Annotated in this window: 15 protein-coding genes; all 15 read right to left on the bottom strand. The window is 52.4% G+C overall.

Annotated elements, in window-relative coordinates:
* Positions 1 to 366: 366 nt before the first annotated feature.
* The 15 genes from F1381_RS24465 to uptA all read right to left on the bottom strand — a co-directional run bounded on the left by F1381_RS24465 (position 367) and on the right by uptA (position 13900).
* Positions 367 to 1242 carry a nucleotidyltransferase-like protein gene (locus F1381_RS24465; RefSeq protein WP_187355544.1) on the bottom strand — a complete coding sequence of 292 codons (876 nt, stop codon included), beginning with the start codon at positions 1240 to 1242 and terminating at the stop codon, positions 367 to 369.
* A 262-nt stretch (positions 1243 to 1504) separates the two neighbouring features.
* Positions 1505 to 3226, bottom strand: coding sequence for a glycosyl hydrolase family 18 protein (locus F1381_RS24460; protein ID WP_151737445.1), 1722 nt, complete (start codon positions 3224 to 3226; stop codon positions 1505 to 1507).
* Between the two features lie 215 nt (positions 3227 to 3441).
* The gene (gene perR, locus F1381_RS24455; RefSeq protein ID WP_151737459.1) at positions 3442 to 3873 is read right to left on the bottom strand and encodes a peroxide-responsive transcriptional repressor PerR; all 432 of its coding nucleotides are present in this window, start codon (positions 3871 to 3873) and stop codon (positions 3442 to 3444) included.
* Between the two features lie 124 nt (positions 3874 to 3997).
* Complete coding sequence (locus tag F1381_RS24450) at positions 3998 to 5914, bottom strand: DUF4097 family beta strand repeat-containing protein (protein ID WP_246188183.1); 1917 nt, start codon at positions 5912 to 5914, stop codon at positions 3998 to 4000.
* A gap of 41 nt (positions 5915 to 5955) precedes the next feature.
* A complete protein-coding gene (locus F1381_RS24445; RefSeq protein ID WP_151737444.1) occupies positions 5956 to 6429 on the bottom strand; it encodes a GNAT family N-acetyltransferase in 474 nt (157 codons plus the stop codon).
* Positions 6430 to 6523: 94 nt separating this feature from the next.
* The gene (gene gatB, locus F1381_RS24440; RefSeq protein ID WP_425495293.1) at positions 6524 to 7966 is read right to left on the bottom strand and encodes an Asp-tRNA(Asn)/Glu-tRNA(Gln) amidotransferase subunit GatB; all 1443 of its coding nucleotides are present in this window, start codon (positions 7964 to 7966) and stop codon (positions 6524 to 6526) included.
* Between the two features lie 23 nt (positions 7967 to 7989).
* Positions 7990 to 9447 (bottom strand): Asp-tRNA(Asn)/Glu-tRNA(Gln) amidotransferase subunit GatA, encoded by a 1458-nt coding sequence (gene gatA, locus F1381_RS24435; protein ID WP_151737457.1) that lies wholly within the window; start codon positions 9445 to 9447, stop codon positions 7990 to 7992.
* A 23-nt stretch (positions 9448 to 9470) separates the two neighbouring features.
* On the bottom strand, positions 9471 to 9758 hold the full coding sequence (gene gatC, locus F1381_RS24430; protein WP_151737442.1) for an Asp-tRNA(Asn)/Glu-tRNA(Gln) amidotransferase subunit GatC: 288 nt from the start codon (positions 9756 to 9758) through the stop codon (positions 9471 to 9473).
* Positions 9759 to 9975: 217 nt separating this feature from the next.
* A complete protein-coding gene (locus tag F1381_RS24425) occupies positions 9976 to 10356 on the bottom strand; it encodes an ATPase (RefSeq protein WP_151737441.1) in 381 nt (126 codons plus the stop codon).
* A 225-nt stretch (positions 10357 to 10581) separates the two neighbouring features.
* On the bottom strand, positions 10582 to 10800 hold the full coding sequence (locus F1381_RS24420) for a hypothetical protein (RefSeq protein WP_151737440.1): 219 nt from the start codon (positions 10798 to 10800) through the stop codon (positions 10582 to 10584).
* Positions 10797 to 11123, bottom strand: coding sequence for a DUF5345 family protein (locus tag F1381_RS24415; RefSeq protein WP_151737439.1), 327 nt, complete (start codon positions 11121 to 11123; stop codon positions 10797 to 10799). Before F1381_RS24415 ends, F1381_RS24420 begins: the two co-directional genes overlap by 4 nt.
* The gene (gene sigY / locus F1381_RS24410; RefSeq protein ID WP_151737456.1) at positions 11107 to 11646 is read right to left on the bottom strand and encodes an RNA polymerase sigma factor SigY; all 540 of its coding nucleotides are present in this window, start codon (positions 11644 to 11646) and stop codon (positions 11107 to 11109) included. The genes F1381_RS24415 and sigY overlap by 17 nt, the downstream gene beginning before the upstream one ends.
* Positions 11647 to 12085: 439 nt before the next feature.
* On the bottom strand, positions 12086 to 12718 hold the full coding sequence (locus tag F1381_RS24405; protein ID WP_151737438.1) for an MBL fold metallo-hydrolase: 633 nt from the start codon (positions 12716 to 12718) through the stop codon (positions 12086 to 12088).
* Positions 12719 to 12722: 4 nt separating this feature from the next.
* A complete protein-coding gene (locus F1381_RS24400; RefSeq protein ID WP_151737437.1) occupies positions 12723 to 13286 on the bottom strand; it encodes a thioredoxin family protein in 564 nt (187 codons plus the stop codon).
* Complete coding sequence (gene uptA, locus F1381_RS24395) at positions 13286 to 13900, bottom strand: undecaprenyl phosphate transporter UptA (protein WP_151737436.1); 615 nt, start codon at positions 13898 to 13900, stop codon at positions 13286 to 13288. Before uptA ends, F1381_RS24400 begins: the two co-directional genes overlap by 1 nt.
* Between the last annotated feature and the right edge of the window lie 170 nt (positions 13901 to 14070).

Raw genomic sequence — 14070 nt, 5'->3', positions numbered from 1 at the left:
TGAAACTGACGAGAATAAATTCTCATTTGTGGAATCACTTTATTGAAACCAATAAGGTGAATTCCGATACTCACTCGTTGTTCAGTTTTCAAAGATCAATGTCTCTTTTTCTTCACCGCCGTTTGTCAGCGGCGACTTTTATAATATATCATGTTACCCTCATTTTAGTCAACCCTTTTTTTAAATTTCTTTTTTAGGGCTGATTCCCGGCTGCTTCTCAGCAGTTCTCCGTACCGGAGGGACGAGTTATAATTTAACACAGCAATAACATTAGAGTCAACAACAAATATTGGATTGTTGCTGTCCGCTCCCCATCGGGACAAATAAAAAAAGAGAGTCCACGCCTCTCTCCAATTTCAATATTTGTTACACTGTATACCGAACTGCATGGCCGTCGCCGAGATCATCGGCCCATGAAGTAATCTCCCTAACCATTGAACGCGATACCAGCTTGCGTAACACCAGCGGCAACTCCGCTTCCAGAGGTCTCAATGCAGGGTGCTGCAGCAGTTCACCGATGCTCCACGAAGTTTTGCGGCTCCGCAGAATGCCCAGCAGCAAAGAACAGCAGTCCGATAACTTGGACATCAGTGCAAACTCACATGCCAGCATAATGAGTTCCACCCGCTGTTCCAGAGTCTCGGTGCTGACAGTCAATTCTTCATAAAGCTTATGCACCGGAGAATTCATGCTCTTGACTTGTTCCCAAACGGCGGGATCGGGAAAATATCCGGCCTCTCCGACTTCGATTCTAGCCCAATGGTACAACGCCATAAGTACGCAATTGTATGAGTCCATAATACAGCCCACTTCCAGATAGCGTCTGGACTTCACATACATATGCAAAAAGCGGGCATACTCTATAAACAAGATCCGTTCTTTGAGAGGTCCTTGAAACTCAATAATTTCCTGGCGCATTCCCGCCAGTATGCCTTGGGGGTCCCAAATCACATCACCGGCCACCAGGCTGGTAAGTAACTCGTTGTTGTCTCCGGCCATAACCGCCTTCTCCAGCTCAGACATGCGCACATGGACAGTCTGTGTACGTCTCTCGCCGGCTATCGTATGAGTGATGATGCGTGCCTGCTCTTGTTCCTCATGCAGCATCAATACCACCACATCAAAATCGTGAAGAAGCGCGCTTTGAAAAGGAGCATTGCCTTGCTGACGCACAGCTACGGCACCCAGCACATTTTCATCAAACGTCTCTCCGCTCATCAGGGTCAAATTGGACAGTTCCATACTTCCCTCCATCAAATTTGGCGATTTGCGTCCCTACAGTATTCCCTAAAATTCTTAATTACAAATATTCTACGCATGAATGACAGTTCCTTCTGGACAAGCGAACTATATTTTTTAATGGGAGTTAAAGCCCACCTAACCCGGCGCGCTTTGATAACAAAATAACGCCGGGGTAATTCCTCAAGCCATTATCCCGGACGGCACTGAAAGTTCTCTGAACATAAATGAAAGAGACTCCGTCAGGAGCCTCTTTCATTTATGGCTATTGTATAATATTTTGCAAAGCTTCCCAGGCTTCCTGATTGCCAAAGCTGCGGTTCCACGCAGCTACGCCGCCTAAACTATATTCCTTGGCAAGCGCCACTCTTGCGTCCAGGGACAGCTTGTCCTCAATCCAAATTTTGCGCAGAACACCATCCTCTTTGTACTCGACATAATGCTGCCCCGCAGTTGCGTCAAGCTTGGGGGTTAACTTCTTGTCAGCAATGATTTCCTGTACCGCATTCATACTGACAGCTTTAGAGCTTACTTTAGTCTTTCCGTTCTCCGTCGTTTCCGACCAGATTCGGGTATAGAGGGGCACGCCTAGGATCAGCTTCTCGGCAGGCACATCGTCCTCTTCTATAATTTTGCTGATGGAGGCCTCCACCCAAGGCAGCGAAGCCACCGAGCCGGCAGTCGGACTAGATGCCCAGTGCTCGTCATAAGCCATTACCATCATAAAATCCACTACCTCACCCAGAGCCCTCCGGTCCAGAAACAACGACCACATTTCACTGTTTGACTTCGGAGTGACATCAATGGAAACGATCAAATTCTTGGCCTGGGCCATCGGCTTAAGCTCCCGCATAAACTGCGTCACATTCGGACCGTCTTTGGTGTAGACATTCTCGAAGTCAATATTAATACCATCCAAATCATAAAGATCGGCATATTCCAGCATCTGTGCAATCGTATTGATACGTCTGTCATAGGTAGAGAGGGCCTCCGTTGTAAGATCCGCCTCAAAGCTGTTGCTCAGCAGCCCCCAGACTTCCATCCCCCGCTGATGAGCCCAATCCACATAGGCATTGTCCGCTTTTGCACGTACATTTCCATCCGTATCGATAATACTGAACCAGGTCGGGCTGGTGACATTAACCCCCGGCAGCTCTCCGAACGTGGAAGGATCAGGCTTACGCTCATATACAGCCTCCCAGAACATATTGACGGGCTTGCCCTTCCAGCTTCTCTCCGCCCTCGTCGGTTCACTCTTCGGGGGCTCGACTGTCTTCTGGCCGGCCGATAGAATGTCACCAGCTTTAACATATCCGGTGTACCCGCTGTCCATCTGCACATACAGCCAGTCCTCAAGCTCCGATTTCCAGATGCTCACGACCTCTCCCGGCGGCATATCAGCGACAATCGGCGCATGAATGGTAGGTTCGTTACGCAAGGCACGCGTCCGTTCTCCTTCATCGCCCTTAACCTTGCCGAGAGGAACGCTTTCGCCCGCTTTCATAAGCAAGACAGCGCCGGTAGCCGTATCCTCCTGAATCTCGAACCCGTACAGCTCCCTCAGCGTATCCGCAGGCAGATAAGTAACCCCTTCCTGCTCTTCGGGCGCGAGACGCAGTTGAAGCGGCTGGTTATTAAGGCTTGCTTCCGTCGTGTTCTCCTGCATATATAGCAGCTCGCTGGCCGTGGTCAAGATCACTGACTTTGTCTCTTCTTCGTAACGGATGGACTCATCCACATGCTCCTGCAGCAGCGGCAACGGCAGCAGAAGGTTGTCTCCGGTTCCCGAAGCCGAATAGCCGGTGAGTTCTCCCTGAACAAAAATCGGCTGCTTCAGCCCCTCCCAGTCCGGATCTATGTGTGAACGGTTCGGCAATACGTAAAATACAACCCAATAGACTGCCGCAGCGATAACGGCCAACAATACAAAACGGCGAAAACGGCTGCCGCGCTTCTTCGAACGCCTGTGACTTTGTAGTCTGCTCAAAATATATCCTCCAAAAATAGTAAAGTATAAAAGGATGGTCAATTGTAAGTATACGCGATGAAACCTGCTTAGGTTGCGCAAATCTGTTGGAAGGTTAGGGAGATTTTAGTGTCGGGCCTGGTAACAGTAAACAAAAGGATAAACAAAAAAAACGTGAGGACCCGCCAGCGGTCACCCCACGTTATTCCAGTGATATTCAGATTCACAAAATACACTTAGTGTTTCTTACTGCTGCAGCTTGGACAAACCCCGTGCAGTTCCATACGCAACCCATGAATTTTGAAGCCTGTCACCTGCTCTGCCCGTTCTTCCACCTCATGCAGCGAAGGATAGCTGAAATCTTCAATCTTACCGCACTCTTGGCAAATCACATGATAGTGATCCGATACATTGGCGTCAAAACGGCTGGAGCTGTCGCCATAGGTCAACTCGCGGACCATACCGGCTTCCATGAACATCTTGAGATTATTGTATACAGTTGCCACGCTCATACTTGGAAATTGCGGCTCAAGCGCACGGTAAATTTCATCCGCCGTCGGATGATTCAGCGAATCCATCAGATACGTAAGAATCGCATGACGCTGGGGCGTAATTCGGACACCGGTAGTCTTCAGTTGTTCCAATGCATGCTGTACGCCACTACCCATCATTTCCACCGCCTTTAAATAAACACACTAATTAAATTATACAGACATTGTAAGATCCAGCTTTTCCAGTTGTCAACGGAACCTATCGTTTATATTTATTATTATATAATAAATATTGTTTTTTTCAATATATCTTCACATCTAGGTTGCTGTTTCCTTCTACCTGGAGCTGGAATTCGCCGGTGCCGACGGTTCCGGAAATGGTTTTTTTGTCGATGGTCAGGGCCGGTATGTCCGAATAAATATTTCCGTAGCCGCTGGAGCCCTTCATCTCGTAATGCCCATCAGCGGGCAAATGCAGCTCAATGTCACCGACAGCACTGTAAATGTCCCAATCGCCTCCGAATTCGGATGAGCGGATGTCAATCGTACCATTCAACGATTCCGCTTGCAGCCCTGATCTTGCACCGTTAACCAGAAGATTGCCATTTTTGCTGGACAGATTTACTTCGGCTCCGCTGCCCGTAGCTGAGATGTTCCCTACGGCCGTCGTCAGTTTAAGCGAACCCTCTACATCCCAGGCATCCATACTTCCGCCGCTGGTCGCAAGCTCTACATTGCCATTAACCGCTCTTGCCCGTACCGCTCCGTTCAGTGTTTTGCCTTTTACATTGCCGAAGATGCGGTGGAGAATCAGTTCCCCGTTCCCCGTCTCCAAAGAGATATCCGCAATGGCCTCCACATTCTGCAGAGTGAGGTCTCCATTCATAGTCCGTACATCCAAATTAAACCGGCGGTCTTCCGGCAACGATATATCGAGGTCCATCCGCGGCTGGCGTTTGCCCGACTCGCCGTAGGCCTTGCCATGTGGGATGATTTTGATCGTCGCTCCTTCGGTCACTTCTACGAACGACTGCTCTGCTACGGCTTCGGAGAGCACCCCTTCCAGCTGATCGACCCATACGGTGGCTGTAATCTCTACATCCTCGACCGCTGCCCGGTGGATGAGGATATCGCCGTTGATAGCGTCAACGGTAATCTTGGAGGTATTCAGTTCAACCGGCACAATAAGGGGCGCCTTCTCGAAGCTGCTGCCCTCAGCTTCTCCATAATCCACTGTTGCTGCGGTCAAATTCAGGCTGACCTTATTCCATAGATGCAAATAATGCTCCTGTTCGGCAACCAGAAAAACGCTGGCGGCAATAACAATGGAGGACAGCAGGCCACGCAAATCCATCCGGGATCTCCGCTTTGACTGCCCTTTGACTCTGCGCCTTGCAAAAAAACCGATCAGCACATATTCGGCTCCCCACAATACAGGGATAAGCGGCCACCACTTCAACAGCTGCAGCATGCGTTCCGTTTCATACAGGGAGTCCAGCAGCAGTAAAGCGCCTACTCCGGCAAGAATGACTGCAGCGGTATATCTGCCTGCCCGGCGAACAGAGGATCCGCCGGAACGGTAGGTGATCCATCCTTTCGAAATCTCACGGACGGCAAGCAGCAGGCCGGCTGCTATGAGCACAACCGACGCAGCCAGCCCGGCATCATTCTCGATAAAGGTCTGCAGCCAGGGGGGTTTCAGGCGGAACAGAAACATCATCACGCCTCCAATGAGCAGCAGCAGGCCAAAAGCTATGCCAGGCTCGCTGATAAAGGAACGCTTGGGTTTTGATTTGGAGTGGTCTGCAGGAGCTGGGGTGTGCGTTCTGGATGCCAACAGAAGCCGGTCTGCCGATTGCAGCACATCATAAAGATTATAGAAATAGACCACCGGAATCAGAAACGCCAGCAAAATCAAAAGCGGTACATTGATTTGCATTCCGATGGATGAGAAATACAGCATGGCGGCGATATCCAGCAGGATAATAAAGATCACGGAAATTCCTTTGCGGAGAAGACCCAGATAGAGATGTCCTGTTCCGGGAATGAGGGCTGCCAGCAGTCCGGCGATAAATTTGCGTTTACGGAGACGGCGGCGTTTCTGACGCCGCGGAATAACCACAGGTGCCTCTTCTATGGCGTCGGCGTTCCCTCCGTCGTCCGGACCATTCTCCAGTGTCAGCCGTTGCAGAGCCTCATCCCGGGGTTCCGAATTCATGACGGTCTCCTCCTTTCGATACATATTTACATTGCAGCAGATTAATTCCGCCCGCTGCGGTGAAATTCGATAAGTTCCACACCCGGTGCTACCTCCTCGGCAGAGACAGGGATGAATCCGTATTTGGTATATAAGGCGACTGCAGGTGAATTAAGCTTGCCGGTAGATACGATAAACTGCTCCATCCCCGAGTAACGGTCAAAAAGATACTCAAGCAGGCTTCCGGCAACCCCTTGGCGAAAACACTCCGGATTCACCATCATACGGGTCACTGTCAGCCGGCCCGGTGTTTCTTCCATGACTGCAACCGCCCCCATCAATTCCTCGCGGTCGTCGAAACGGCCGAAAAAGGTTTCTTTGGAGCTTCTCAGCATCTCCCGGGTTTCGAGCAGCGGAGGGATCTCGCGGAAGCCAATCAGTTCAGCCTCAAGGCGGTAAGCCTTATGCTGCAGACTCCACAGTTCGTCCACCGTATAGCCGTCCTGCAGATCCAGCCTGGTTATTGTCGTTGTCATTCCCACAATCCCCTTGTATGCCGCATCAGGGCCTGCCGTTGCCGACAAGCCCTGAGCGTTGTTATTCCTGTTATTTATTACCCAAAAACCATATTTAGCCGTTCAAAAGTTCAGCCAGCAGCGAGTTCACCAGTCCCGGATTCGCCTTGCCCTTGCTTTCCTTCATAACTTGTCCGACCAGGAAGCCGATAGCCTTCTGCTTGCCGGCTTTGTAATCCTCAACCGATTGCGGGTTGGCTGCAACAACGGACTCGACAATCGCTTTAATGGCACCTTCGTCGCTGATCTGCACCAGCCCCTGTTCTTCCACAATGACGCCCGGCAATTTGCCGCTCTCCAGCATTTCTTTGAAGACAGTCTTGGCAATCTTGCTGCTGATTGTGCCGGCGGAGATCAGGCCAACCATCTCACCGAGGCCCTGAGGTGTAATCTTTACCTGGGATAACTCCAGGTTATTGCTGTTCAGATAGCCGAGCAAATCCCCCATCATCCAGTTGGCGACTGCCTTGGCATCCTTCGTAAAGGCCAGGCTGCCTTCAAAGAAATCCGCGAGCGGCTTCGCGGAGGTCAGCACGCCGGCATCATAGGCAGTCAGGCCGAATTCTTCGGCATACCGGACTTTACGGGCGTCGGGAAGCTCCGGAATTGTAGACCGGATCGACTCTTTCCACGCATCGTCGATGTGCAGAACGATCAGATCAGGATCGGGGAAATAACGGTAATCATGCGCTTCTTCCTTGCCGCGCATGGACAAGGTCTTGCCTTGCGTCTCATCCCAGCGGCGGGTCTCCTGCTCGACGACACCTCCGTCGTCCAGAATCTCTGCCTGGCGGATTTGCTCATACTCCAGACCGCGCAGCACGCCGCGGAAGGAGTTCATGTTCTTCAGCTCTGCACGGATGCCGAACTGCTGCTGGCCTGCCGGCCGCAGGCTGATATTTGCATCGCAGCGCATCGAGCCTTCTTCCATCTTCACATCGGAGACATCGCAGTATTGCATGATTGCCCGAATCTTCTCCAGGTAAGCGCGGGCTTCCTCCGGTGAACGCAGATCGGGCTCTGAGACAATTTCGATCAGCGGCGTGCCTACCCGGTTGAAGTCCACCAGCGAAGCAAAGCCGCCGTCTACGTGGGTCAGCTTGCCGGCATCCTCTTCCAGGTGCAGGCGGGTAATGCCGATCCGCTTCGTCTCGCCGTTCACTTCAATATCAATCCAGCCGTTCAAGCCGATCGGCTGGTCAAACTGCGAAATCTGATACGCCTTGGGCGAGTCAGGATAGAAGTAGTTCTTGCGGTCGAACTTGCTGACATCGCCGATAGTACAGTTCAGCGCCATGGCCGCCTTCATCGCATATTCCACCGCCTGGCGGTTCAGGACAGGCAGCACGCCGGGATGCCCGAGGCACACCGGACAGGTATGCGTATTGGGCGGCGCACCGAATTCCGTGGAGCAGCCGCAGAAGATTTTGGACTTGGTATGAAGCTCGACGTGAACCTCCAGCCCGATGACTGTTTCGTATTTAGACAATGTTCCTATTCCCTCCTTAAAAAGACCGCAAGTTATAGCTGTGGCCGGGCTTTGTGGTGTTCTGTATGCTGTTCATAAGCATGTGCTACACGCAACAGCGTAGTCTCGTCGAATTCTTTGCCGATGATCTGCAGTCCGACCGGCATGCCTTCGGCAAATCCGCATGGAACGCTGACCGCCGGAATCCCTGCCAGACTGACCGGGATGGTCAATATATCGTTCAAATACATGGTAAGCGGGTCTTCGGTTTGCGAACCGAGCTTGAATGCCGTCGTCGGAGCGGTCGGTCCGATTACCACGTCGTAGTTCTTGAACACGTCGTCGAAGTCCTGTTTGATCAGGGTGCGCACTTTCTGCGCCTTTAAATAATAGGCATCGTAATATCCGGAACTCAGGGCATACGTACCCAGCATAATCCGCCGTTTGACTTCAGGGCCGAAGCCGCGGCTGCGGGAGTTATGGTACAGATCAAGCAGACCGCCGCCCTCGTCGACACGGACGCCGTAGCGTACCCCGTCAAAGCGGGCCAGGTTGGAAGATGCCTCTGAAGAAGCCAGTAAATAATAGGCGGCCACTGCATATTCGGTATGCGGCAGGGAAACTTCCTCCCAAACGGCACCCAGGCCTTCCAGCACCTTGAGTGCGGCCAGCACAGATTCACGGACGGCAGGATCCACACCTTCTCCAATGTACTCCTTCGGCACTGCGATTCTCAGCCCTTGGATATCGCCGGTAAGCGCGCCGAGATAATCAGGAATGGCTAGTTTGGCCGAAGTGGAATCCTGCGGATCATATCCGGCGATGGCTTGCAGCACGTAGGCGGAATCTTCGACATTCCGCGTCAACGGACCGATCTGGTCCAGCGAAGAGGCAAAAGCGACCAGGCCAAAGCGCGAGACCAGGCCATAGGTTGGCTTAAGGCCGACTACACCGCAGTACGATGCCGGTTGACGAATCGAACCGCCAGTGTCGGAGCCCAGGGCAAAGAAGACTTCGCCGGAAGCCACCGCCGCAGCGGAACCGCCGCTGGAGCCCCCGGGAACGCGTTCCAGATCCCATGGGTTGCGTACGGGTCCGTAGCTGGAGTTCTCATTCGAGCCGCCCATGGCGAACTCATCCATATTCAGCTTGCCAATGGTCACGGCATCCGCCTGGCGGAGCTTCGTCATTACAGTCGCATCATAAATCGGCTGGAAATTGTCCAGGAACTGGCTGGCACAAGTCGTGCGGAGCCCCTTGGTGGAGATATTGTCTTTAATCCCCGCAGGCAGGCCAAACAACAGACCGCGGGCGGCACCGGAAGCCAGCTTGTCGTCCAGCGTACGCGCCGTCAGCTTTGCTTCCTCTTCATTCAGGGTCAGAAAAGCATGCACCCGGCCATCAAGTGCGGCGATATTCTTGAAGGCTTCTCCGGTCAGCTCGCTGACCGAAAGCTCCTTATTCTGCAGCAGTTTATGTACTTCAGGCAAACGATATTGAAACAAACTCAACATTCTTCCTCCTCTCAGGTGGGTTACTCCAGCACCGCAGGTACTTTGAATTGTCCTTCTTCATCCTCCGGAGCATTCAGGAGGGCGGCTTCCTGGGTAACGCTTTCCTTTACGATATCCTCACGCATCACATTGCTGACATGAAGCACATGTGTTGTGGGTTTAACATGATCCGTATCGAGCTCATTGAGTTTCTCGGCATATTGTAAAATAGCATTCATTTGTTCGGTAAAAACAGCCTCTTCTTCCGGGCTTAACTGCAGACGGGCCAGCTTGGCGACATGCTGCACATCTTTGACGGTAATGCTCATCGGAAATATCCCTCCTGTTTAAAGGGCTAAAGCGCCCGGATAATGTTTTTAATTATATTGTAGAAGCCTGGACAATTCAATGAGCTTGTACGTGAGCCGCTCGAAACAAAAAAGCCGGCATACGCCGGCCTGCTTTAATCGATCAGAGAATATATTGGGAGTCCCCGCAAATGACTTGAACAGCTTCTATGCAAGGGCTCCGCGATGTGGGGGTATTTTAAATCCAGGCGCGAAGGTTCACCTGCTTGATGAATTCCGCCTGGGACATATTCTCTTTGGCTACCGCTTCATTCTCCGCGGGCTCTGCCTCACCGTTCATCAGTTGATGAAACAGCTTCTCGTTATGCGTCGACAGCGCATAATCTATCAATGCAGCATGCGTCGCCTTCTCGGCTTCCACTACCAGTAATTGTTCTTCCGCCTCAATATCTTCTGCCGTAACATAGAAGTTACGGTTGGCCTGAGGTACACGAATGACATAATCAAACGCATTGTCAGGATTGCGGTCGTAAGCAATCAGGTAGCCGTAGTCTCCGACAGGAAGACTCTGCTCAAAAGCATCTGCGACAATGACAATCTTCTCACCTAAACGCAGCATCGTCCTACCTCCTGACCAAATCTATCATCGTTCTGCTTGATTCAACAGTCTACTAGAAAAAACTAGACCTGTCCAGCAGCAGGAGGAACGTTCATTGAAATGTCGCAGAAAGTTTCTGAAAAACGCAGAAAAAGACAGGGTTTTCAACGGCTGCTATGTTCCAAAAGGGGGCCAGCAGAACCTGTAGCCCCCTTAACGGCCAGTTTAACCCTGGTTACCTCATTCCTAACGGCCCCCCCGCTTCTTGCGGTCCGGAAGCATGACAAACAGCAAATAACAAATGGTGGGGCTCGGCGCACCGGTAAGGCCCCATATTCCCCAGAACCAGGCTGCCTTTCCCTTGTCTCTCTTCTGGGCATCCCGGAATAGACAGACAGCCTGTACAGAAAGAATGATCGCGACAAAGATCCACAGCCAGACAGGGACTTCCCGCAGCTCGTTCATTCATCCGCACCTTCTCTTCTTCTGGCCAGGCGCAAAGCCCCCAATCCAAGGAGCACGACGGCGGGAAATGCAATCTGCAGCAGCAAAAAAAGCACCGGCGCGTATCCCAATACGGCCAAGAAAATACTGAGCAGCACCAGAGCCGCCATGATGAAAAGCAGCAGTTCCCTGCGCTGGCGTCTCTGTCTGCGGAGAAGCTCCTCCGCCACAAAGCGTTCCATATCAGCCACTGGCGGTAAAGAAATCTCATCGTACAGCTCATCCAGCCGCTCAAGCTCCGTCTGCAGCTTCTGCAGCAGCTCAGCGTCACCGGGCTTCGTCATCGTCCCTCAGCTCCTTCCTTAGTCGGTCCAGTCCGGCAGCTACCCGCGATTTGACGGTACCAGCCGGTACCTGCAGCATAATTCCCGCTTCCTCATAGCTGTAGCCGTAATAATGTTTAAGCAGCACGGCCATCCGCTGCGGCGTTGACAGCCGGGACAGCGCGTCAAGCACATCGCTCCACTCCAGATTGCGGCTCTCGAATTGCCAGCGGATCGCCTGCCGTCCCTGCTCCTGCTTCCGCCACTGCGTCTCCAGCTTCCAGCGCCGCTTCCGGTCAATATAAAGCCGGGTTGCAATGGTAATCAGCCAGGAGGAAAAAGCAGACGAGCCGTTATAGGTGCCGATTCTCTCCATGCACCTGACCATCGTATCCTGGGCAAGCTCCTCCGCCAGCGAAGGATCCATCGTTGCTTTGATTAAATATTTGTACAGAAAAGGATAATGCTCCCGCAGCAGAGCGGCCAGCGCCGCAGTGTCCCCTTGCTGCGCCTGTCTGATCCTCCCCAGCGCAACCTCGCTCATCATGCTCCTCCCCCCGGTCTTTGATAAACCCGTCTGTAATACGGTTATGTATGCGGAATCGTTCAGTCGCGCCCGATTTTATTCTGCAAATCCCAGAGCTTCCGCCTCCAGGGCTGAACCGCCCGTTTGCCCTCGGTATCTCTCCAGAACAACGTTTGCCCGGAATCCGCCCTGGCATTTGCGGGTGCATGATCGCGTAAAGGTTCTTTGTTGGGTCCAAAGACAGGCATATGTCCGTAATCCAGCCGATACTTCAAGTCACTTTCCATTCATCATTCCTCCAGCGGTAATCTGTATTCAGACAAAAAAAGAACGCAAACCGGGATAAATTCCACAGTCTGCGTGCTTCGCGAGGTAAATGTTACATTTAATTAACGTTATTCTATCAACTTTGTAGTCTCTTGTCCAGCCGTATGAAGCAGTTTCTTGTCCGAAAATGTCATTGTGCCGGGACGTATGGATTATTCCGCTTCTCAAAACCGATGGATGTCCGCGGCCCATGGCCCGGGTACACCTTCACTTCCTCATCCAGCCGATACAGCTTGCCGCGGATGGAGTCAATCAGGTCACGCTCCCGTCCGCCCGAAAGATCGGTCCGCCCCACACCCAGCTTGAACAGCACGTCGCCGGAGAACAGGTCATTGCCGCACAGGAAGCTTACACTGCCCGGAGAGTGGCCGGGTGTATGAAAGACCTTAAAGCTCAGTCCCAGCAATTGCAGCACCTGCCCTTCGGCCAGATCATATTCCGCAGGTGCCGTACTGATCGGCGGCGATGTTTCCGGCCACATCAGGGAGCCGTTCAATTTGGGGCTGCCCAGCCAGTCGCTCTCCAGGGCATGGACATATACAGGGCATTGCTTGAGCTTGCGCAGCTCGTCCACTCCGCCGATGTGATCGAAATGGGCATGCGTCAACAGGATCGCCTCAATCTCCATGTCCTGTACCGCGCGCAGCAGCGGTCCGGGATTCATACCTGGATCGATAACAATTCCGCGCTTCGGGTCGGCTCCGGTCAGCAGATAGGCATTGGTCTGCAGCGGCCCGAGATTATAGGATCGTACATTCAGCATTGGTCTAAAATCCGGAAATCAGGCTGCGCAGCTCAGCTGCAATTACAGCATGTGATTCCGTTCCCTCTCCGTAGGCTTGCCCCATGGCCTTGCGCACTTCGGCCATATTAGCCTCATAATCGGGCGCTTCGCGGTCCGGGTTCTCTTTCTTGAAGGCGGTCATCAGCCCCTGCACATGTGCAGGCCGCGGGCCCCAGCGTCCAAGTACATAGCCGCCGGTATCCGCAAAGATGACGACCGGCACAGAACGGCCGCCGTTCGTCAGGAAGTGATCCATCAGATCCTGATGCTCCTCCAGAATCAGCACTTCGGTCTTGATGCCCGCCGTCTCCATGAGGCGAAACACGACCGGTACATTGCGGACCACATCACCGCACCAGTCGGCGGCCAGAATCAGGACCCGCAGGTCATCCCTGTGGTTCAGACTCTCGAAGAATTCACGGTCGCTCTCATTCTCCCAGGCAAACTTCTCGTACCAGCCCTCGAAAGCCTGCTGGTTCTTGGTCATACTCTCCACAAACTGGCGCGGAGTCAGGCCTTGGCCGAATTTGGCGGCTACATTCTGCATTATGCTGCACTACCTTTCTTTTTGGATTTGTACCATTTGAATACAAAATAAATGACAATTATGGCAATGGCGCCGAGAATCAGCTCATTCGTGTATTTAGCGGCAACTTCGTCGATGGTCTCCCAGCGGTCGCCGAGGGTGTATCCGAGGTATACAAAAAGCGCGCTCCATGGAATCACAGCCAGGGTAGTCAGCATTGTAAATTTGCCCAGCGGCATACGCGAGATCCCGGCCGGTACGGAAATGGCATGGCGGACTACCGGAATGAACCGGGCGGTAAAAATAACACCTGTTCCATATTTATTAAACCAGTCTTCCGCGTGATCAATATGGTGCTTCTTGATAAATATATATTTTCCGTATCTCTCCAGCACTGGCCGGCCGCCGTACCGTCCGATCCAATAGACGAATATCTGGGCGATCACCCCGCCTACAGTTCCGAAGACAACCGCTCCAAAAAAGTTGATATCGCCCTGCGATACCAGAAAACCGCCGTAGGCCAGTACAATTTCACTTGGTATTACCTCAATCATCAGTCCGATCATGATCCCGAAATAACCGAGGCTTTGAATCCACTCAAACAGCTGCGAGACCAGATCAGAAAAAAAGTGCACCTGCAGCTCCTCCTCCCGTTTAATGCGATATGCGCAGCAAAACGATTGCCCGGCGTTTGAACCGGTGCCGCTCTTCGCTCTATGTATCCAGCTTATCCTAGACTATTCTAGCATAAGCGGCCTTAATACTTCTACTTGGCCAAATATTATTAAGAAGAGAAGGAGATGCT

This window comes from Paenibacillus tengchongensis (assembly GCF_008973665.1).
Lineage (GTDB): Bacteria > Bacillota > Bacilli > Paenibacillales > Paenibacillaceae > Paenibacillus_AQ > Paenibacillus_AQ tengchongensis.
Note: the sequence above shows the minus strand (reverse complement) of the source record. Positions and strands in the feature narration are given on the sequence as shown.

What these genes read in the sequence shown, in the direction of transcription:
- F1381_RS24465 (WP_187355544.1), bottom strand. Translation starts at nt 1,242, where the DNA reads ATGGAACTGTCCAATTTGACCCTGATGAGCGGAGAGACGTTTGATGAA.
- perR (WP_151737459.1), bottom strand. Translation starts at nt 3,873, where the DNA reads ATGGGTAGTGGCGTACAGCATGCATTGGAACAACTGAAGACTACCGGT.
- F1381_RS24450 (WP_246188183.1), bottom strand. Translation starts at nt 5,914, where the DNA reads ATGAATTCGGAACCCCGGGATGAGGCTCTGCAACGGCTGACACTGGAG.
- F1381_RS24445 (WP_151737444.1), bottom strand. Translation starts at nt 6,429, where the DNA reads ATGACAACGACAATAACCAGGCTGGATCTGCAGGACGGCTATACGGTG.
- gatC (WP_151737442.1), bottom strand. Translation starts at nt 9,758, where the DNA reads ATGAGCATTACCGTCAAAGATGTGCAGCATGTCGCCAAGCTGGCCCGT.
- F1381_RS24425 (WP_151737441.1), bottom strand. Translation starts at nt 10,356, where the DNA reads ATGCTGCGTTTAGGTGAGAAGATTGTCATTGTCGCAGATGCTTTTGAG.
- F1381_RS24420 (WP_151737440.1), bottom strand. Translation starts at nt 10,800, where the DNA reads ATGAACGAGCTGCGGGAAGTCCCTGTCTGGCTGTGGATCTTTGTCGCG.
- F1381_RS24415 (WP_151737439.1), bottom strand. Translation starts at nt 11,123, where the DNA reads ATGACGAAGCCCGGTGACGCTGAGCTGCTGCAGAAGCTGCAGACGGAG.
- sigY (WP_151737456.1), bottom strand. Translation starts at nt 11,646, where the DNA reads ATGAGCGAGGTTGCGCTGGGGAGGATCAGACAGGCGCAGCAAGGGGAC.
- F1381_RS24405 (WP_151737438.1), bottom strand. Translation starts at nt 12,718, where the DNA reads ATGCTGAATGTACGATCCTATAATCTCGGGCCGCTGCAGACCAATGCC.
- F1381_RS24400 (WP_151737437.1), bottom strand. Translation starts at nt 13,286, where the DNA reads ATGCAGAATGTAGCCGCCAAATTCGGCCAAGGCCTGACTCCGCGCCAG.